This window comes from Clavibacter sepedonicus, from assembly GCF_000069225.1.
Lineage (GTDB): Bacteria > Actinomycetota > Actinomycetes > Actinomycetales > Microbacteriaceae > Clavibacter > Clavibacter sepedonicus.
In genome coordinates this window covers 795,670-815,150 of record NC_010407.1, presented here as the reverse complement: position 1 = coordinate 815,150, position 19,481 = coordinate 795,670, and the positions used below count along the sequence as shown (strand labels likewise).

The 19,481-nt window shown below is 73.3% G+C and carries 20 protein-coding genes; 4 read left to right on the top strand and 16 right to left on the bottom strand.

The window, feature by feature from the left end:
• Positions 1-33 precede the first annotated feature (33 nt).
• From CMS_RS03860 to CMS_RS03830, 7 genes are all read right to left on the bottom strand, one after another.
• Positions 34-1,590 carry a YifB family Mg chelatase-like AAA ATPase gene (locus tag CMS_RS03860; RefSeq protein WP_012298194.1) on the bottom strand — a complete coding sequence of 519 codons (1,557 nt, stop codon included), beginning with the start codon at positions 1,588-1,590 and terminating at the stop codon, positions 34-36.
• Positions 1,590-1,946 carry a YraN family protein gene (locus tag CMS_RS03855; RefSeq protein ID WP_041464371.1) on the bottom strand — a complete coding sequence of 119 codons (357 nt, stop codon included), beginning with the start codon at positions 1,944-1,946 and terminating at the stop codon, positions 1,590-1,592. The genes CMS_RS03860 and CMS_RS03855 overlap by 1 nt, the downstream gene beginning before the upstream one ends.
• Positions 1,947-2,057: 111 nt before the next feature.
• Complete coding sequence (locus CMS_RS03850; RefSeq protein WP_012298192.1) at positions 2,058-2,381, bottom strand: DUF2469 family protein; 324 nt, start codon at positions 2,379-2,381, stop codon at positions 2,058-2,060.
• A 106-nt stretch (positions 2,382-2,487) separates the two neighbouring features.
• Positions 2,488-3,147 carry a ribonuclease HII gene (locus CMS_RS03845; RefSeq protein WP_012298191.1) on the bottom strand — a complete coding sequence of 220 codons (660 nt, stop codon included), beginning with the start codon at positions 3,145-3,147 and terminating at the stop codon, positions 2,488-2,490.
• On the bottom strand, positions 3,147-3,899 hold the full coding sequence (lepB, locus tag CMS_RS03840) for a signal peptidase I (RefSeq protein WP_012298190.1): 753 nt from the start codon (positions 3,897-3,899) through the stop codon (positions 3,147-3,149). The genes CMS_RS03845 and lepB overlap by 1 nt, the downstream gene beginning before the upstream one ends.
• 66 nt (positions 3,900-3,965) lie before the next feature.
• Positions 3,966-4,310: a 50S ribosomal protein L19 gene (rplS, locus tag CMS_RS03835; RefSeq protein WP_012298189.1), complete on the bottom strand. Its 345-nt coding sequence runs from the start codon at positions 4,308-4,310 to the stop codon at positions 3,966-3,968.
• Positions 4,311-4,480: 170 nt separating this feature from the next.
• Positions 4,481-4,972, bottom strand: a complete 492-nt coding sequence (locus CMS_RS03830; RefSeq protein ID WP_012298188.1) for a hypothetical protein — start codon at positions 4,970-4,972, stop codon at positions 4,481-4,483.
• 71 nt (positions 4,973-5,043) lie between these two features.
• On the opposite strand from CMS_RS03830, the gene map reads away from it, so the two are divergent.
• The gene (gene map / locus CMS_RS03825; RefSeq protein ID WP_012298187.1) at positions 5,044-5,811 is read left to right on the top strand and encodes a type I methionyl aminopeptidase; all 768 of its coding nucleotides are present in this window, start codon (positions 5,044-5,046) and stop codon (positions 5,809-5,811) included.
• 34 nt (positions 5,812-5,845) lie between these two features.
• Here map and trmD read toward each other — a convergent pair whose 3' ends face one another.
• From trmD to rpsP, 4 genes are read right to left on the bottom strand one after another with little or no spacing between them, the layout of a single operon-like run.
• Positions 5,846-6,532: a tRNA (guanosine(37)-N1)-methyltransferase TrmD gene (gene trmD / locus CMS_RS03820; RefSeq protein WP_012298186.1), complete on the bottom strand. Its 687-nt coding sequence runs from the start codon at positions 6,530-6,532 to the stop codon at positions 5,846-5,848.
• A 1-nt stretch (position 6,533) separates the two neighbouring features.
• The gene (gene rimM, locus CMS_RS03815; RefSeq protein ID WP_012298185.1) at positions 6,534-7,169 is read right to left on the bottom strand and encodes a ribosome maturation factor RimM; all 636 of its coding nucleotides are present in this window, start codon (positions 7,167-7,169) and stop codon (positions 6,534-6,536) included.
• On the bottom strand, positions 7,147-7,383 hold the full coding sequence (locus tag CMS_RS03810; RefSeq protein WP_012038054.1) for an RNA-binding protein: 237 nt from the start codon (positions 7,381-7,383) through the stop codon (positions 7,147-7,149). Before CMS_RS03810 ends, rimM begins: the two co-directional genes overlap by 23 nt.
• A gap of 3 nt (positions 7,384-7,386) precedes the next feature.
• Entirely contained in the window at positions 7,387-7,794 is a 408-nt protein-coding gene (rpsP, locus tag CMS_RS03805; RefSeq protein ID WP_012298184.1) for a 30S ribosomal protein S16, read from the bottom strand.
• Positions 7,795-8,067: 273 nt separating this feature from the next.
• On the opposite strand from rpsP, the gene CMS_RS03800 reads away from it, so the two are divergent.
• Both CMS_RS03800 and CMS_RS03795 read left to right on the top strand, forming a co-directional pair.
• Positions 8,068-9,201, top strand: a complete 1,134-nt coding sequence (locus CMS_RS03800; protein WP_041464852.1) for a glutamate--cysteine ligase — start codon at positions 8,068-8,070, stop codon at positions 9,199-9,201.
• Positions 9,202-9,220: 19 nt separating this feature from the next.
• Positions 9,221-10,414, top strand: coding sequence for a MarP family serine protease (locus CMS_RS03795; RefSeq protein WP_223842717.1), 1,194 nt, complete (start codon positions 9,221-9,223; stop codon positions 10,412-10,414).
• A gap of 88 nt (positions 10,415-10,502) precedes the next feature.
• Here the strand turns inward: CMS_RS03795 and CMS_RS03790 are convergent, their stop codons facing one another.
• The 4 genes from CMS_RS03790 to smc all read right to left on the bottom strand — a co-directional run bounded on the left by CMS_RS03790 (position 10,503) and on the right by smc (position 17,260).
• Positions 10,503-10,883, bottom strand: coding sequence for a VOC family protein (locus CMS_RS03790; RefSeq protein ID WP_012298181.1), 381 nt, complete (start codon positions 10,881-10,883; stop codon positions 10,503-10,505).
• Between the two features lie 135 nt (positions 10,884-11,018).
• The gene (ffh, locus tag CMS_RS03785; protein ID WP_012298180.1) at positions 11,019-12,590 is read right to left on the bottom strand and encodes a signal recognition particle protein; all 1,572 of its coding nucleotides are present in this window, start codon (positions 12,588-12,590) and stop codon (positions 11,019-11,021) included.
• Positions 12,591-12,638: 48 nt separating this feature from the next.
• A complete protein-coding gene (gene ftsY / locus CMS_RS03780; RefSeq protein ID WP_012298179.1) occupies positions 12,639-13,514 on the bottom strand; it encodes a signal recognition particle-docking protein FtsY in 876 nt (291 codons plus the stop codon).
• Between the two features lie 20 nt (positions 13,515-13,534).
• Positions 13,535-17,260 (bottom strand): chromosome segregation protein SMC, encoded by a 3,726-nt coding sequence (smc, locus tag CMS_RS03775; RefSeq protein WP_012298178.1) that lies wholly within the window; start codon positions 17,258-17,260, stop codon positions 13,535-13,537.
• 152 nt (positions 17,261-17,412) lie between these two features.
• Between smc and CMS_RS03770 the strand changes: the two genes are divergently transcribed.
• Positions 17,413-18,531: a GNAT family N-acetyltransferase gene (locus tag CMS_RS03770; protein ID WP_012298177.1), complete on the top strand. Its 1,119-nt coding sequence runs from the start codon at positions 17,413-17,415 to the stop codon at positions 18,529-18,531.
• 12 nt (positions 18,532-18,543) lie between these two features.
• Here the strand turns inward: CMS_RS03770 and mutM are convergent, their stop codons facing one another.
• Positions 18,544-19,479 carry a bifunctional DNA-formamidopyrimidine glycosylase/DNA-(apurinic or apyrimidinic site) lyase gene (mutM, locus tag CMS_RS03765; protein ID WP_012298176.1) on the bottom strand — a complete coding sequence of 312 codons (936 nt, stop codon included), beginning with the start codon at positions 19,477-19,479 and terminating at the stop codon, positions 18,544-18,546.
• Between the last annotated feature and the right edge of the window lie 2 nt (positions 19,480-19,481).

Below are 19,481 nucleotides of genomic sequence, written 5' to 3'. Positions count from 1 at the left end.
GAGGCACCTCCTCGCCGACCCCGTCCTGCGCGATCACGACGCGCCTCGTAGCAGGAGCGCGCGGCCCAGGTGATCCGCGTCGGGGCTCGACGCGCCCTCCAGGTCCGCGAGCGTCCACCCGATCCGGAGGACCCGGTCGTAGCCGCGCATGGTCAGGAGCCCCCGGTCCAGCGCGCGGTCGAGGGCCGCCGTCGCCCCGCGGGCGATGCGGGCCTCCCGCCGGAGCCAGGTGCCCGAGACGTGGGCGTTCGTGCGCCACGGCGTCGCGGCCCATCGCTCCGCCGCGGCCGCTCGGGCGGCGGCGACGCGGACGCGCGCCGTGGGCGTCGTAACGCGAGGGGCATCACCCGCCGCCAGGTGCACGGCCGTCGTGACCCGTCGGACGCCCAGCCGGATGTCCATGCGGTCCATGAGGGGGCCGGAGAGTCGCGCGAGATAGCGCCGCCGCGCCTGGGGCGGGCACGAGCAGTCGGAGCCCGCGACGCCGTACGAACCGCACGGGCACGGGTTCGCCGCCATCACCAGCTGGAAGCGCCCCGGGAAGTGGGCGACGCCGTTTGCCCGGTGGATGCTGATGACGCCGGACTCGAGCGGCTGACGCAGGCAGTCGAGCACCGCGCCCGCGAACTCCGGTGCCTCGTCGAGGAAGAGCACTCCCCCGCTGGCCCGCACAGCCGCCCCCGGACGGATGCGGCCACTGCCGCCACCGACGATGCCCGCGGCGCTCGCCGTGTGGTGCGGTGCCTCCAATGGAGGCCGCACGGGCAGCTCGGGGCCCAGCCGTTCCCCGCACAGCGAGCGGATGCAGCCGACCTCCAGCGCGGCCTCCTCGTCGAGGTCGGGCAGGAGACCGGGCAGCCGCTGCGCGAGCATCGTCTTCCCCGCGCCCGGTGGCCCGAGGAGGAACATGTGGTGCCCGCCCGCCGCGGCGACCACGAGCGCCTCGACGGCCTCCTCGTTGCCGACCACGTCACCCAGGCAGGGCTCCGCGGGCTCCGCACCGCCGAGGATCCGCGTCGGGTCGGTCCCCGTCGCCGCCCGCGACCCTGCGTCGTCGTCCTCCGGCTCCGGCTCGAGCTCGGCGCCGTGGTGGATCGCCGCGTCCCGCAGCCCCGCCACCGCGATGACGCGCATGTCGGGCACGAGGGAGGCCTCATCCGCATGGCAGCGCGGCACCATCACCCGCCGGACGCCGGCGCGGCGCGCCGCGAGGACGGCCGGCAGGATGCCGTGCGTCGGACGCAGCCTCCCGTCGAGGCCGAGCTCGCCCAGGTGCACCGTGCCGGCCACCGACTCGGCCGACACCGACCCGCCCGCGGCGAGGACCGCCAGGGCGATCGCGAGATCGAAGCCGGAGCCGTGCTTGGGAAGGACGGCCGGCGAGAGGTTGACGGTCACCCGGCGCACGGGGAACTCGCACCCCGCGTTGCCGGTCGCGGCACGGACGCGTTCCCGGGCCTGGCTGAGCGCGGCGTCCGGCAGGCCGATGAGGACGAACCCGGGGAGCTGGCTCGTGATGTCCGCCTCCACGTCGACGAGCGCTCCGTCGAGGCCCGAGAGGGCGACGGCGAGCGTGCGGCCGACGGCCATCAGCAGGCGCTCCGCACGACCTCGACCGACGGCTGTCCGCCCCGGGGCCAGACGACCCCGACCACGTCGATCCGCACCGGCCCGCGCCGCTCAGGATGCGCCTGGCGCCAGAGGCCGGCGAGGACCCGGAGCCGTGCGGCCTTCGCGCGCGTGACCGCCTCGAGCGGATGCCCGTAGCGGAGCCCCGCCCGCGTCTTGACCTCCACGAGCACGGTCGTGCCCCCGTGGGTCATCACGAGGTCGACCTCGCCCTCGCGGCACCGCCAGTTGCGCTCGACGAGCGCGTAGCCGCGTTCGATCAGATGCTGTGCGGCGAGATCCTCGCCGCGTCGTCCCAGGTCCTGCTCGCGTGTCATGCGCACCTCCGCGAGGAGGATGCGTCGTCGCGGCGGCGACGCCCGCCCTCGGACGCGAGGCCGTGCGGTGCGGATGGGGCGAGCGCCTGGGGAGGGATCCCGTGAGGAGCCCTACTCGTCGATGGCGAGCTCCTTGGGGAGCTCGAACTCCTTCGCCGACAGCTCCTCGACGTTCACGTCCTTGAAGGTGAGCACGCGCACGGACTTCACGAAGCGGTCGGAGCGGTACACGTCCCAGACCCACACGTCGGTCATGCTCAGCTCGAAGTAGAAGTCGTGCTCCGTGTCGCGGCGCACCAGCTCGACCTCGTTGGCGAGGTAGAAGCGCCGCTCGGTCTCGACCACGTACTTGAACTGGGACACGATGTCCCGGTACTCCCGGTAGAGCGCGAGCTCCACCTCGCGGTCGTAGTCCTCGAACTCGTCGTCATCCATGGTCCGTCGATCCTAACCGCCCGCGCAGCCGCCTCCGTCCGGCCGGGGCCGCCGCCCGACCCCCCGCCCACGGGATGCCGCGCCCGGGCCCGAATGAGGAAGGGCCTCAGGCACCCGGGGAAGCCAGGACGCCGGTGAGCCACGTGCGCCGGTGGATCCGCGACGCCCCGTTCGCGCGGATCACGTCGAGGTGGGCCGGGCTCCCGTAGCCCTTGTTGCCTGCCCAGCCGTACTCGGGCGACTCCTCGTGCCACGCGGCCATCAGGCGGTCGCGGTGCACCTTGGCGAGCACCGACGCCGCGGCCACCGACGCGCAGTCGCGGTCGGCCTTGACGCGGAGCCGCACCGGCACCGGATGCACGAGCGCGGGCGTGAGCCAGTCGTGGGACCCGTCGAGGAGCACCACGCTGTCGAGGAGCGGCACGCCGAGGTGGTGCAGCTCGACGAGCGCACGCCGCCCGGCGAGGCCGAGGCAGGCCGTGATCCCGAGCGCATCCACCTCCTCGGCTGACGCCATGCCGACCGCGGAGTGCCCCGCCCACGCGGACACCAGCGGGTGCAGGGCCTCTCGGCGCTTCTCGCTGAGCATCTTCGAGTCCCGCAGGCCCACCGGGAACGCATCCGCGTCGGGGCCGACAGCCGCCATGCCCACCGCGACCGGGCCGGCGAGGGCACCGCGCCCGACCTCGTCGCAGCCGATGACGAGGGCGGCGCCGGCGCCGAGCAGCTCGTGCTCGATCTCGAACGTCGGATCGGCGACCGGCATCAGCCGGCGGGGACCGCGTCGGGCACGTCGCCGAACGTCTCGGGGTGGTCGCTGAGGATCGACCAGCGGTCGATGGGCCAGGTGATGACGAACGCGCGGCCGACCACGTGGTCGATGGGCACGAAGCCCTTCGTGGGACCGTCGACGTTGTAGCGCGAGTCCGCGGAGTTGCCGCGGTTGTCGCCCATCACCCAGAGGGAGTCCGCAGGGACGGTGACGTCGAAGTCGACGTCGGACGCGCGCGTGTCGCCGGGGACGAGCTTCAGGTACGGCTCGTCGAGGGGCACGTCGTTGACGCTCATCTGGCCGAGGGAGTTGCAGCAGACGACATGGTCGCCCGGCAGCCCGATGAGGCGCTTGATGAGGTGGTCGTTGCTGTCGGACGCGGAGAGGCCCACCGTGGTGAGCGCCCAGTCGACGGCGGCCGCGAGAGGCGGCTTGTCGACCTCAGGCGACGGCGTCAGCCAACCGCCCGGATCACGGAACACCACGACGTCGCCGTGCTGGAGCGGCATCAGCCGCGGAGTCAGCTGATTGACGACGATGCGGTCGTTGATCTGGAGGGTGTCCTCCATCGACGCCGAGGGGATGTAGAAGGACCGGATCAGGAACGCCTTGATCAGGATGGATACCAGGAGGGCCACCACGAAGATGACGATGACGTCCCGGAGGAACGTCTTCCATCCACGCGACCCGCTGCCGCTGTGCCTGCCCGAGGATCTCGTCCCCACGGGTGCCGTGCTGTCTGTCATTTAACCGCCTGAGCTCCCGGCAAGCATATGCGCCGGGAGCCCAGTGGGATGACAGGTGGGGATGCGCTAGGAGCGCTTCTCCTTGATCTTCGCCTTCTTGCCGCGCAGGTCGCGCAGGAAGTAGAGCTTGGCGCGGCGCACGTCGCCGCGCGTCACGACCTCGATGTGGTCGATGACCGGGGAGTGCACCGGGAAGGTGCGCTCGACGCCGACCTGGAAGCTGACCTTGCGGACGCAGAACGTCTCGCGGACGCCCTCGCCCTGACGGCCGATGACGATGCCCTGGAACACCTGGATGCGCGAGCGGCTGCCCTCGACGATGTTGACGTGGACCTTGACCGTGTCGCCGGCGCGGAAGTCGGGGATGTCCGACCGCAGCGACGCCTTGTCGACGGAATCGAGGATGTGCATGGTGTACCGCTCTCTGCAACCGCCACGGGTCGACTGCGCATCAATGTCTGGAAGGGGAACGGCCCGCATGAGTGGCCGACTCCCCCGTGGCAGGGTCGACGGCAGGCACGATCGCCCATTGTGTCACCTCGGGCGCGTCGAGCGCAAAGCGCAGGTCCTCGCGCGGCCGGTCACTCCAGCCGGATGGTGCGTCCGGCGTCGGGCCCCTCGGCGGCCTTCCACTCGGGCGGTCGCGGCTGGGCGTCCCGCTCGATGACGGCGATGACCTCCTGCATCCGCGCTCTCGTCTCCACGAGCAGCTGCCGGATGGCGAGCGCGACGAGCGCGACGACGGCGAGGGCCGCGATGACCGCGCACCAGGTGCTGACGACGGAGTAGGTGCCCGTGCCGATGACGGCGAGGGTCACGACGCCCATGGCCAGCGCGTCCGCCGGGGAGACGGCCCGCGCGGTGCGGACGGACCGCCGGGCCAGCACGAGGCCGAGGGCGGCGAGCAGGGCGATCCCGAGGGCGCCGACCGCGAGCATCACGAGGAGGAGCTCCCATCCGCCGGAGCCGGCGGCCGCCCAGCCGACGAGGAGCCAGGCGGGGAGCACGACGACCGCGGCGAACTGCCAGCGGTAGAGCGCGCGACGGAGACCGAGGGCCGGGGAGTGCTGCATCGCCCCATGCTAGGAGCGGATCCTGGGCATCGCAGGAGGGTCGGGATCCCCGCTCCCGTAGGATCCTTCGCGTGATGGAACTGCGAACGCCCGCCGAGATGGACCAGATGCGACCCGCCGGGGAGTTCGTGGCCTCCGTGCTCACGGCCCTGGCCGCGAAGGCCGACGTCGGAGTCAACCTGCTCGACCTCGACCGCGAGGCGCACCGCATGATCCGCGCGCGCGGCGCCGAGTCCTGCTACATCGACTACCACCCGTCCTTCGGCGCCATGCCCTTCGGCAAGGTGCTCTGCACGTCCGTCAACGACGGCGTGCTGCACGGGCTCCCCCACGACTACCGGCTGCAGGACGGCGACCTCCTGAGCCTCGACTTCGCGGCGTCCGTCGACGGCTGGGTCAGCGACTCGGCTGTCAGCGTCATCGTCGGCACGCCCCGCGCGGAGGACGTCCGCCTCATCGAGGTGACGACCGCCGCCCTCGAGGCGGGCATCCGCGCCGCGCAGCCGGGCGGGCGCACGGGCGACATCTCGGCGGCGATCGGCGCGGTCGCGACCGAGGCCGGCTACTCGGTCAACACGGACTTCGGCGGACACGGCGTCGGTCGCACCATGCACAGCGATCCGCACATCGCGAACCAGGGTCGGCCGAACCGCGGCGTCCCGCTGCGTCCCGGACTGGTCATCGCGATCGAGCCGTGGTTCCTGCAGAGCACCGACGAGATATACACGGACAAGGACGGCTGGACCCTCCGCAGCGCCGACGGCTCGCGCGGCGCGCACATGGAGCACACGGTCGCGATCACCGAGTCCGGCCCGCTGATCCTCACCGCCCGCTCCTGACGCCGGGACGCCTGCGGGCCCGCGCCGCGCCGGCCTAGTCGGGCAGGAGGTCCGGGCGGACGCGGCGGGTGCGCTCGAGCTGCTGCTCGCGTCGCCATGCGGCGATGGCGCCGTGGTTGCCGCTGCGCAGCACGTCGGGCACGGCGAGACCGCGCCACTCGGGCGGCTTCGTGTAGCTGGGGTGCTCGAGCAGGCCGTCGGAGTGGCTCTCCTCCACGAGGCTCGCGGGGTTGCCGACGACGCCGGGCACGAGCCGGCCGATCGCCTCGATCATGGCCATGACCGCGACCTCGCCGCCGTTCAGCACGTAGTCGCCGAGGCTCACCAGGCGCACCCGGGCGCGGGTGGCGGTGTGGTCGACGACGCGCTGGTCGATGCCCTCGTATCGACCGCAGCCGAACGCCAGGTGCGGCTCGGCGGAGAGCTCCTGGGCCATGGCCTGCGTGAACACCTCGCCGGCGGGCGACGGGAAGATCACGACGGGATCCGTGTCGTCGGCGAGCACCTCGTCCATCGCCTCGCCCCACGGCTCCGGGCGCATCACCATGCCGGCTCCGCCCCCGTAGGGCGTGTCGTCCACGGTGCGGTGGCGGTCGTGGGTGAAGGCGCGCAGATCGTGCAGGCGGAGGTCGATGAGGCCGGACTGGCGCGCGCGACCGAGCAGGGAGATGTCGAGCACCCCGAAGAACTCGGGGAAGATCGAGACGATGTCGATCCGCATGTCAGCGGGCGTCGTCGCCCTCGGGGGCGGACCCGGGCTCGGCATCCGACGTCGCGGAGGGCGTCGGCTGCTCGTCCGGGATCTCCTCGAACAGGCCGAGCGGCGGCGTGATGACGAGCGTGCCGGCCTCCACGTCCACCGATGGCACGATGGCCTGCACGAACGGGACGAGCACCGTGCCGGACGGGGTGTCGACATGCAGCAGGTCCTGAGCCGGGAAGTGGTCGACCAGCGAGACGGTGCCGACCTCGACGCCGTCGCGGAGGACCTTCAGGCCCACCAGCTGGTGGTCGTACCAGGCATCGGGCTCGGCGGGCTCGTCGGCCGGCGGCGTCATCCAGAGGATGGCCTTCGCGAGCGACTCGGCGGCCGTGCGGTCGGCGACGCCCTCGAAGAACCCGACCGGGTGGCTGTTGTACCAGCGCAGCTCGGTGAGCGTGAGGGTGCGTCCGTGCCAGGGGGACGAGTCGGGGACCTGGAGCGAGAACTCGGCTCCGGGGACGAACCGCTTGTCGGGGTCGTCCGTGAACAGCTCGAGCTTGACCGCTCCCTTGAGCCCGTGCGCCTTGGTCAGCCGGCCCACGCGGAACGCCGCGGGGTCACGGACGATGTCCTCAGGAATCGGTGTCCACCACATCGACGCGGACGCGCTGGCCGTCGGCGAGAGCCGAGACGAGCGTCCGGAGGGCCTTCGCGGTGCGACCCGCTCGGCCGATGACCCGGCCGAGGTCCTCGGGGTGCACGCGCACCTCGAGGACCTCGCCGCGGGGGGATCCCTTGCTCGTCACGGAGACGTCGTCCGGGTGCTCGACGATGCCCTTGACCAGATGAGCGAGCGCGGGAGCGAGCATGGGCTAGGCCTGCTCCTCGGTCGCCTCGGCCTCGGGCGCAGCGGCCTCGGGCGCGGCCTTCTCGGTCTTCGGCTTGAGGACCGGCTTCTTCTTCTCGTCCGCGACGTAGGCGGGCTTCGCCTCGCGGGTGCGGACGGTGGAGACGGCGTCCTTGTCGCCCTTGAAGCGACCCCAGTCGCCCGTGAGCTTGAGGAGGGCCTCGACCTGCTCGGTGGGCTGGGCGCCCACGGAGAGCCAGTACTGCGCCCGCTCCGACTGGACCTCGATGAACGAGGGCTCCTCGGTGGGGTGGTACTTGCCGATCTCCTCGATGACGCGGCCGTCGCGCTTGGCGCGCGAGTCGGCGACGACGATGCGGTAGTACGGCGCGCGGATCTTGCCCAGGCGCTTCAGACGGATCTTGACAGCCACAATTCTCCTGAATTTCTTTTGTGTGGGGTGAACTGACGGCCGTGAGCGTGGGGGCACACTCGGCATTGGTTCGATGGGGTCTCGCGGCGCCTGATTAGAGGGTCGGACGATCGCGGACTCGACAGATCATTATGGCAGACGCCGGGCCCGGCCGGGACCCCCGGTGTCGGCGCGCCGCACGGCGTCATCGCCCGGCCCTCCCGAGGGGTGCGTGGCATGATCGGACGACACCCGGCGCATGCGCCCCGAGACCCCGTGGACGGCAGGACCCGCATGCAGATCGACTTCGCCCGCCAGCCCCCGTCCCGCGTCGGGATCGAGTGGGAGCTCGCGTGCGTCGACCGCGGCTCGGGGGAGCTCGCCGGCGTCGCGCCGCAGATCCTCCGCTCCTTCCCCCACGACGACGCGCACCCGCACGTGACCGGGGAGTTCCTCACCAACACGGTCGAGGTCGTCAGCGCGCCGCACTCCCGTGTCGGGCACGCCGTGGACGACCTCGCGCGGCTCATCGAGCGGGTGGTGGACGTCGCGGACCCGCTCGGCATTGACCTCATGTGCGCGGGGACCCACCCCTTCAGCGCCTGGCCCGACCAGGACGTCACCCCCGACAACGAGCGGTACGCCACGCTGCTCGACCGCACCAGGTGGTGGGGGCGGCAAATGATGATCTGGGGCGTGCACGTGCACGTCGGGATCGAGGACGGATCGAAGGCGCTCCCGATCCTCAACGCGCTCCTCGTGCACCTCCCCCGGTTCCAGGCGCTCAGCGCGTCGAGCCCGTTCTGGTCCGGACAGGAGACGGGGTACGCGTCAAACCGGGCGCTCATGTTCCAGCAGCTGCCGACCGCGGGGCTGCCGCCCGACCTCACGACGTGGGCCGACTACGAGCGGCTCATCGGCGACATGACGCACGTCGGCGTCATCGACCACCACAGCGAGCTGCGCTGGGACATCCGGCCGGCGCCCAAGTGGGGCACCCTCGAGACGCGCGTGTTCGACGGCGTCTCGACGCTCGGGGAGATCGCGTCGCTCGCGGCCCTGGTCCAGTGCCTCGTGCACGACTTGTCAGCCGCGCTCGACCGCGGCGAGGAGCTCCCGCGGATGCAGCCGTGGTTCGTGCGCGAGAACAAGTGGCGCGCGGCCCGGTACGGGATGGACGCCATCATCATCCAGGACGCCGCCGGCGAGGAGGCCCTCGTCGGCGACGACACCCGGGCGCTCGTGGAGCGCCTCTCCCCCACCGCGGACGCGCTCGGCTGCGAGGCGGAGCTGCGGGGGATCCTCGACATCGTCGACCGCGGCGCGAGCTACCAGCGGCAGCTGCGGGTCGCCGAGGAGAACGACGGCGCGCTCGCCCCCGTGGTGACGCACCTCGTCGAGGAGCTGCGCTCAGGATTGGGCCGGTGACGCGGGGCAGACTGTGCAGGTGAGCCCCGCCGTCGACATCGTGATCCTCGTCGTCGCCGTGCTCGCGGCCCTCGCCGGCTGGCGCCGCGGGGCCATCGTGACTATCGCCGGGCTCGCCGGCATCGTGGTCGGGGTGCTGCTGGCGCTGTGGATCACGCCGGCCTTCCTGGCGCTGCTCGACCAGTTCGGCGTGGCCACCGGGATCAGCCGCACCTTCGCGGCCGCGATCCTCATGCTCGTCACGACCTCGCTCGTGAGCGGCATCCTCGCGCAGGTCGCCAGCGTCCTCACGCGCCTCCTCCGCCCGCGGGGCGCCGCGCGCGGCCTCGACCGCGGCATCGGCGCCGTCGCGGGTCTCGCGGCCTGGGCGGTCTCGGTCTGGTTCATCGGCGGCTTCCTCGGCTCCAGCGGTGTGATCCCCGCGGTGCAGCTCGCGTCGTCGTCCCGCATCGTCCAGGCGCTCGACCGGGTCTCGCCGATCTCCAGCGGCACCGCCCTCTCGGCGCTCGACGACGCGCTCCACGACGTCGGCTACCCGCGGGTGTTCGCGAACGGCGAGGAGGCGATCGCCGACACGGCCGCACCCGACGCGGACGTGCCCGAGGCCGTGCAGCGGTCCGCGGCGAGCGTGGTGAAGATCCTCTCGTCGGCGCCGGCGTGCGGCACGTCCTCGTCCGGCAGCGGCTGGGTCGTCCAGGGGGACCGCGTCGTGACGAACGCGCATGTGGTGACGGGATCCGACGAGGTCTACGTGCAGCAGGGCGGCACGGGCGAGCTGCTCCGCGCGGACCTCGTGGTGTTCGACCCCGCGCGCGACGTCGCCGTCCTCGCGGTCCCCGGCCTCACCGCCGCGCCCCTCGCGCTCGGCGACGAGCTCGCCGCGTCCGACGAGGCCGTCGTGGCCGGCTATCCGGGCGGCGGGCCGTACCAGGCCACGGGCGCGCGGATCCGCGAGGTGGTCGAGGCCATCGGCACCGACATCCAGCACGAGCAGCCCGTGACGCGCGAGGTCTACTCCGTGCGCGGCACGGTGCGCCCCGGGGACTCGGGCGGCGCGCTGTTCGACGCGCAGGGCCGCGTGGTCGGCCTCGTGTTCGCGACATCGACCGTCGACGCGCAGACGGGATACGCGATGACGCTCGACGAGATCGCGCCCGTGCTGCAGCAGGCCGGGGCCAGCGCCCCGGTCGACTCCGGCCGCTGCTCGGTCTGATCCGCGGAGCCGGACGCGCACCCCGTGCCGGATGCGCGTCCGGCCGCGGACGCGCTTCCGATCGAAGGGGCTCGCGGGCCGCCGGGGCTCAGTCGGCCGCGATGACCGAGAGCACGTTCCCCGCCGGGTCGCGGAACCACGCGATGTCCGGGCCGTGGCCGCGCATGATGCCGCGCGCGTCCGTGGGCAGGTCCGCGTAGATCGCCGTCTCGACGCCGCGGGCGTTGAGCTCGACCACCGCCGCCTCCACGTCGTCGACCGCGAGGTTCAGGACCGTGAAGGTCGCCGGCTCATGGCCGGGCTTCGGATAGACGAGCACGCGGGCGCCGGATCCGGGGAGCATGAGCCGCAGCATGCCCATCTCGGGGACCTCCTCGACCTCGAGACCGAGGGTCCCGCGGTAGAAGGCGAGGGCAGCGGGGACGTCGTCCACGCTGAAGCCGCTGAAGGCGGTGACGGGTGCGAACACGGGGGCTCCTGACGCGCGGACCGCGACGGGGTGCCACGATGCACGACCCACGCTGGCATGTCGCGCGGCCCACGTCCAGGCATGCGACGAGGGCCCTCCCGCTCGCGCGGGAGGGCCCTCGGGTCGTGCGCCGGGTCAGCGCCCGAGGAACTTCTGCAGCGAGGCGAGCTCCTCCTCGCTCGGGGCGCTGTTGGCGCCGCCCTTGGCCGCCCCGGCGAGTCCGAAGCCGGATCCCGCGGGAGCCGGGGGCCCGCCGATGCGCTGGCCCGACGCGAGCGCGGCGTTCTCCTGCGCGCGCTTGGCCGGGTTGCCCGACTTCGAGCCCTTCTTCTTCTGCTGCACGGGCTTGCGGCTCGAGTGCGCGCCGGGCATCGGTCCCATGCCGGGGATCTGCGGCATGCCGCCGCGGGCGACCGTGCGCATCATCTTCGAGGCCTGCTCGAAGCGCTGCACGAGGCCGTTGACGTCGGTGACGGTCATGCCGGATCCGCGGGCGATGCGGAGCCGGCGCGAGCCGTTGAGGAGCTTCGGGTTCTGGCGCTCGGCCTTCGTCATCGACTGGATGATCGCCTCGGTGCGGACGATCTCCTTCTCGTCGAAGTTCTCCAGCTGCTCCTTCATGGCGCTCATGCCGGGGAGCATGCCCATCATCTTCTTCAGCGAGCCCTTGCCCCGCAGCTGCTGCATCTGCTTGAGGAAGTCGTCGAGCGTGAAGGTGTCGCTCGCGAGCTTCTGGGCGACCTCCATCGCCTCCTCCTCGTCGAAGGCCTGCTGGGCCTGCTCGATGAGGGTGAGGATGTCGCCGAGGTCGAGGATGCGGCTCGCCATGCGGTCGGGGTGGAACGGCTCGAAGTCGTCGAGGCCCTCGCCCGTGGACGCGAACATGATGGGGCGGCCCGTGACGGAGGCGACCGAGAGGGCCGCTCCTCCGCGCGCGTCGCCGTCGAGCTTGGAGAGCACGACGCCCGTGAAGTCGACGCCGTCCTGGAACGCCTTCGCGGTCGCGACCGCGTCCTGGCCGATCATGGCGTCGATGACGAAGAGGACCTCGTCCGGGTCGGTGGCCTTCCGGATGTCCGCGGCCTGCTTCATCAGCTCGGCGTCCACGCCCAGGCGGCCGGCGGTGTCGATGATGACGACGCTGTACTGCTTGCCGACCGCGTGCTTCATCGCGTCCTTGGCGACGCGCACCGGGTTGCCCGTGCCGTTGCCGGGCTCGGGCGCGAAGACGGGGACGCCCGCCTGCTCGCCGACGACCTGCAGCTGCTGCACCGCGTTGGGGCGCTGAAGGTCGGCCGCAACGAGCATGGGCGTGTGCCCGTCCTTCGCGAGCCACTTGCCGAGCTTGCCCGCGAGCGTGGTCTTGCCCGCGCCCTGCAGGCCGGCGAGCATGATCACGGTCGGCGGCCTCTTCGCGAACTGGATGCGGCGCTGCTGGCCGCCGAGGATCGCGACGAGCTCCTCGTTGACGATCTGCACGACCTGCTGGGCGGGGTTCAGCGCCTGGCTGACCTCGCCGCCGAGGGCGCGCTCGCGGACGGACGCGGTGAACGCCTTGACGACGTCGAGCGCGACGTCGGCCTCGAGCAGCGCGCGACGGATCTCGCGGACGGTGCCGTCGACGTCCGCGGCGCTGAGCTTGCCCTTGCCGCGCAGGTTCTTGAAGGTCTCGGCGAGGCGGTCCGAGAGTGTTCCGAAGGTAGCCATGGTGCGTCCAGCTTAACCGGCGCCGGCCCGACGTCGGACCGGGTGGGATCAGCCGACCAGGTTCTGCGCGAACACGTGCGGGGTGAATCCGGTGAGGTCGCCGATGCCCTCGCCCTGGCCGATGAGCTTGATGGGGATGCCCGTGCGCTCCTGCACGTTGAGGATGAAGCCGCCCTTGGCGGATCCGTCGAGCTTGGTGATGACGAGCCCCGTGACGCCGCCGTGCTCGATGAACGCCTGCGCCTGCGCGAGCCCGTTCTGGCCGGTCGTCGCGTCGAGCACGAGCAGCACCTCGGCGATGGGCGACTGCTTCTCGACGACGCGGCGGATCTTCGACAGCTCGTCCATGAGGCCGCCCTTGGTGTGCAGGCGGCCGGCCGTGTCGATGATCACCATCTCGGTGCCCGTGCGCATCGCGTGCTCGACGGTCTGGAAGGCGACGCTGGCGGGGTCCTGGCCGGGCTGCTGCGGGCGCACGATCTCGGCGCCGGCGCGGTCGGCCCATGTGGCGAGCTGGTCGACGGCGGCCGCGCGGAACGTGTCCGCCGCGCCGACGACGGCCGTGCGGCCGTAGTTGCGCAGGAACTTCGCGAACTTGCCGATGGTGGTGGTCTTGCCGACGCCGTTGACGCCGACCACGAGGATCACGGCGGGCCGGGCGCTCAGCTTCAGCGTCGGGTCGTGCTTCGCGAGCCGCTCCTCGATGCTCTCCCGGAGCATGCGCTGGAGGTCGCGCGGGTCGGTCGTGCGGTAGCGCTCGACCTTCTCGCGGAGGTCGTCGATGGTGGCCTCGGTGACGTCGGGGCCGAAGTCCGCCGTGATGAGGGCGGTCTCGAGGTCGTCCCACGTGGTCTCGTCGATCGTGGGTTTCGCGAACATGCCGCGGAGCGCGCCAGAGAGGGACCAGGGGGTGCGGGCTGCCATGTGCCCAGCGTAGCCGCGGGTCAGGAGGCGGCCTGCTCCTCGCGGGCGGGCTCGGGCGCGGCCTCGCCCGCGGCGCCGGGTGCCGTCTCGGTGCGGGCGTCGCGGCTCACGCGCTGGCCGACGACCGCGCTCACGCCGTCCTGCCGCATCGAGACGCCGTAGAGCGCGTCGGCGATCTCCATCGTGCGCTTCTGGTGCGTGATGACGATGAGCTGCGAGGTGTCGCGGAGCTGCTCGAGGATCGTGAGCAGGCGGCCGAGGTTGGCGTCGTCGAGGGCCGCCTCCACCTCGTCCATGATGTAGAACGGGCTCGGCCGGGCGGTGAAGATGGCGATGAGCAGGGCCACGGCCGCGAGCGAGCGCTCCCCGCCGGAGAGAAGCGACAGCCGCTCGATGCGCTTGCCGGCCGGCCGCACGCTCACCTCGATGCCCGTCGTGAGCAGCTGCTCCGGATCCGTGAGGTGGATGCTGCCCGTCCCGCCCGGGAAGAGGATCGGGAAGACGCGGTCGAACGCCTGCCGAGTGTCCTCGAACGCGGCCGCGAAGACCCCCTGCATGGTGCGGTCGATGTCGTCGATGATCGTGAGCAGGTCCTTGCGCGTCGCGGTCAGGTCGGCGAGCTGCTCGGTGAGGAACAGGTGGCGCTGCTCGAGGGCCGCGAACTCCTCGAGCGCGAGCGGGTTGACGCGGCCGAGCTGGGCGAGCTTGCGCTCCGCGACCTGGAGGCGCGCCTTCTGCTCCTCGCGGTCGAAGGGGCGGGTGGGGCCGGGCTCGTCGTCGTCGTCCACGGCGGGATCGGCGGAGCGGTCCGCATCGGGGGTGGCGTCGTCCGCGGTGTCGGCGGACTGGCCGTCCTCCTCCTGATCCGCGTCGGCGTCGTCTCGAGCGTCGGTGGCGGCGGGCTGCCGCTGCCGCGGCGGGAGGGGTGCCTCCTCGGGGACCGGGACGTCGGGTCCGTACTCCGCGACGAGCACCTCCTCCCCCAGCCCGAGCTCGCTGGCGGCGCGCTCGAGCAGCTGCGACACCTGGAGGCGCTTCTCGTAGATCTGCAGCTCGAGGCCGTGCACGTCCTCGGTGATCCCGTGCAGGCGCTCCCGCAGCTCGGCCTCCTCGCGGCGGAGGGCGGCGAGCTCGGCGTTGCGGCCGGCGCGCGACTCCTCGGCGCGCGCGAGCACGAGCCGCGCCTCGGCTGTGCTGCGATCGGCGGCGCGCACCACGGCGGGCAGCGCGTCGGCGACGGAGGCGGCGCGCGCGATCTGGCGGCGGCGGATCACCTGGCGGCGGGCGGCCTCCTCGGCGGCGGCGCGCTCCGCCGCGAGACGGCGCTCGAGCGAGACCGTGCGCTCCTGCTCGGCCCGGACGCGCTCGCGGGCGGTCTCGACCTGGAGGCGCGCCTCGATCTCGGCCTCGCGCGCGGCTTCCCACTCGGCCACGAGGGCGTCGCGGCCGCTCGCGTCGAGGACAGGACGCGGGCGGGATCGCGCCTCGTCGAGCGCGCGACGGGCGGCGTCGTTCGCGGCGACGGCCTCCTCCACGGACGCGCTCGCGAGGTCGAGGCCGCGCTGCACGCGCGCGAGCTCCGCCGCGGCGGACTCGGCCTGCGCGCGCGATCGGCTGAGGCGCTCGGCGTGCGCGGCCAGCCGCGCGTCCGCCTCGCGCAGGCCGCCGAGCGCGGCCGACGCGCGCTCCCGGGCGGCGCGGAGGCGCTCCCGGCCGGCCGCGAGGTCCACCTGCAGGTCGTCGATGCGCGCGCGGACGCCCGTCAGCGTGGCGGCGGCGGCCTCGCGCGCGGCGACGAGCTCGAGCTTGGAGCGAGTGGCGCCGGATCCGCCGCGCAGCACGTGCGCCGACACGACGTCGCCGCCGCGGGTGATCACGGTGGCCGGGCTCCCGGGGGACCGCGCCAGCTCGACCGCCTGCGCGAGGTCGTCGACCACGACGACGCCCGCGAGGATGCGTCGGACGCCGTCGGGCGCGTCGACCACGGAGGAGACGGGGACGGGACCGGGGGCGCCCCCAGTGGGTTCCGCGACCCGTCCGTCGGCGGATCCGGCGACGACCACCTCGACGCGCCCCAGGTCGTCATCGACCGCGCGCCGGAGGGCCGCGACGGCGTCGTCGTGCGTCTCGGCGAGCACCGCGTCGGCGAGCGATCCGAGCGCGGCGGCGACCGCGGCCTCGTAGCCGGGCTGCACGTGGACGTGCTCGGCGAGGAGGCCGCGGACGCCCGGCATGCCCGCGGCGACGAGGTCGCTGGATCCGTCGCGCTGGTCGAGCGCGCTCGCGAGGGCCTGCTCGCGCGCGGCCAGGGCGTCGCGCTCCCGCTCCTTGGCGTGCAGCTCCTCGCGCACGGCCTCGATCGCGGACTCCTCGCTGGCGACGTCGGCCTGCGCGTCCTCGTAGGCGCGCGTCAGCTCGGATCCGCCCTGCTCGTCGGCCTCGCCCTCCGCCTCGCCGCGCTCCCGCTCCGCCTCGGCGGCGGCCAGCCGGGCACGTGCGGCGTCGAGCGCGTTCTGCTGCCGGAGGACCTCGCCGCGGACGGCCGCCAGCCGCGATCCCGCGGTCTCCGCGCGACCCGTCAGCCCGGCGATCTCGAGGTCGTGCCGGGAGACGAGCGCGCTCTGGGCCTGGATCTCCTCGTCGAGCGCGTCGAGCGCCTGCCGCGCCGCCGCGGTCGCCTGGCGCGCGGACGCCCAGCCCGCCTCGGCCTCGGCGATGAGCGCGACCAGGCGCTCGGCCTCGTCGCGGGACTCCTGCACCTGCCCGGGCGTGGTGCCGGCGGCCGTCTCGGGGGCGTCGTCCGCGGATCCGAGGAGCGCGAGCCGCTGCTGCGCGAGCGAGAGCAGGTTGCGCAGGCGCTCCTGCACCTGCTCGAGCGCGAAGGCCGTGCGGCGGGCGCCGTCGACCTCGTCGCCCTCCTGCTCCTCGACGATGCGCTCGGAGCGGAGGACGGCGCGGTCGAGCTTCTCCTGCAGCACCATGCGCTCGGTCGTGCGCTCCTCCTCGGTGCGCGTGTGCTCCGCGAGCGCACGCCGCAGCGTCACGACCTCGTCGGCCACCAGCCGCGCGCGGGCATCGCGCACGACGGCCGCGACGGTCTGCGCCTGGCGCGCCACCTCCGCCTGCCGTCCGAGGGGCTTCAGCTGGCGGCGGATCTCCCCCGCCAGGTCGTTGAGTCGCGTGAGGTTGGCCTGCATGCCCTCGAGCTTGCGGAGGGTGCGCTCCTTGCGGCGGCGGTGCTTGAGGATCCCCGCGGCCTCCTCGATGAAGCCGCGCCGTTCCTCGGGCGTCGCGCGCAGGACGTTGTCGAGGCGCCCCTGGCCGACGATGACGTGCATCTCGCGGCCGAGCCCCGAGTCGCTCAGCAGCTCCTGCACGTCGAGCAGCCGGCAGGACGTCCCGTTGATCGCGTACTCGCTGCCGCCGTTGCGGAAGAGCGTGCGCCGGATCGCGACCTCGGTGTAGTCGATGGGCAGCGCGCCGTCGGCGTTGTCGATCGTGAGCGTGACCTCGGCGCGGCCGAGCGGCCCGCGGGTGGACGTGCCGGCGAAGATGACGTCCTCCATCTTGCCGCCGCGGAGGGTCTTGGCGCCCTGCTCGCCCATGACCCAGGCGAGGGCGTCGACGACGTTCGACTTGCCGGATCCGTTCGGCCCGACGACGCAGGTGACCCCGGTCTCGAACTGGAACGTGGTCGGCTGCGCGAACGACTTGAACCCCTTGAGGGTCAGGCTCTTCAGGTGCACGCCCGTCGCCCTCCTCGCGTGATGGTCGGGATCACGGTACCGGACCCGCGGGCCGCGGCCGGGAGCCGCGCGCGGGCGGGCCCGCGCAGCCCGCCGCCGATAGCGTGGGTCGCGCCGCCCGCCCCGCCCGCGCGACCCCGAGGGAGACCACCATGCCGCACTCCGACGACGACCTCGCCTTCGACGTCGTGGAGGTCCGCCCGCCCGTCGTGGTCGGCTCCGCGGGGTGGGACGACTTCGTCGCCCTGACCGACGTCGTCAACCGCGCGCAGTCCCATGACCTCGGGCACGACGCGTTCGTCTGGCTGCCCGAGGAGCTCATCGCCGACTACGCCGACGTCGAGCACGTGCGGAAGCGCCTGTTCGCGGCGCGCGTCGACAGCCGCGTCGTCGGCCGCGGCCTGCTCACGACGTGGCTCCACGACCCGACGACCTCCGACGTCGCGGTCTCCGTGCTGCCGGAGCACCGCCGCCGCGGGATCGGCCGGGCGCTGCGCGAGCGCGTGGAGCGGATCGCCGTCGACGAGGGCTGCCGGACGCTCACCGGCTTCACGATGCACCGTCCGGAGGCGACCGGCGCGCCGATCCCGTCGCCCGCGGGCATCGGCGCGGTCGGGGCCGACGACCCCTCCTCGCGCTTCGTCGTCGACGCCGGCTACCGGCTCGGACAGACGGCGCGGACCAGCTCGCTCGACACGGCGTCAGCCGCGCCGACGCTCGACGCCCACCTGGCCGACGCGCGCCTTGCCGCGGGCGACGCCTACCGCGTGATCTCGTGGGTGGACGCGACGCCGGAGCGCCTCCTCGACGACCTCGCCGTCCTGCACACCCGCATGTCGACGGACGCCCCGCAGGGTGACCTCCCGCAGACCGAGGACCCGTGGGACTCCGACCGGATCCGCGCGGCCGAGGCCCGCCGCGCCTCCTCGGGCCGGGTCGGGCTGACGACCGCGGCCGAGCACGTGGCCACGGGCCAGCTCGTGGGCTTCACGGAGATCGCCGTCTCCCCCAGCGGGCGCCGCTCCGACGGGCACGCCTACTCGTACCAGCAGGACACCCTGGTGCTCGCCGAGCACCGCGGCCATCGCCTCGGCATGCTCCTCAAGGCCGAGAACCTGCGGCACCTGGCCCGCCAGGCGCCCGAGGTCGACCGTGTCGTCACATGGAACGCCGACGAGAACCGGCCGATGCTCCGGGTGAACGAGGCGCTCGGCTTCGCGCACGTGGGCACGAGCGGCAGCTGGCTGCGCGAGGTCGGACCGGCGCGCTGACCGGCAGGTGGCTCAGGCCGCCGCGGCGTCCGGATCCGGCAGCGCCTGGCAGCGCGGGCAGAAGTGCGAGCCGCGGTTCATGAAGGCCTCGCGCACGATGGGCGTGCCGCAGCGCGGGCAGGGCTTGCCCTGCTGCCCGTAGGCGTTCAGCGAGTGCGAGAAGTAGCCGGACGCGCCGTTGACGTTGACGTACTGCGCGTCGAAGCTCGTGCCGCCCTCGGCCAGCGCCCGCGCGAGCACATGGCGCACCTCGGCGAGGAGCCGCAGCGCGCGACCGCGACCCAGCTGGTCGGTGGGGTGCGCGTAGTGGATTCGCGCGGCCCACAGCGCCTCGTCGGCGTAGATGTTGCCGATGCCGCTGACGAGCGTCTGGTCGAGGAGCGCGCGCTTGATCCCCGTGCGCCGCCGGGCGAGGCGCGACAGCAGCTGCTCGTCGTCGAAGGCCGGGTCGAGGGGGTCGCGCGCGATGTGGGCGACCTGCGTCGGCACCAGCGCGGCGGTCGATCCCCGTCCGCCCGCGTGCCCGTCGGGTGTCGCGACGAGGCGGTCGACGGCCATCGAGCCGAAGATCCGCTGGTCGACGAACGCGACGACGAGCTCGCCGTGCGCGGGGTGCTCGATGCCCATGCGGATCCGCAGCAGGCCGTCGGGGTCGGAGCCGGGCTCGCGGAGCAGCACCTGCCCGCTCATGCCGAGGTGGGTGACGAGGGCGCGCGGGCCGGTGCGGTCACCCGTCGGTTCGGGCTCGAGCGGCAGCCACATGAACTTGCCGCGGCGGACGGCCGAGGTGATCACGCGGCCGACGAGCAGGTCGACGAACGCGCCCTCGAGCGGGTCGTGCCGCTTGAGGGAGCGCGCGTCGAGGATCTCGACGCCCGTGATGCGCGCACCAGCAACCGCGGGCTCGAGGCCGGCGCGGACGACCTCGACCTCGGGGAGCTCGGGCACCG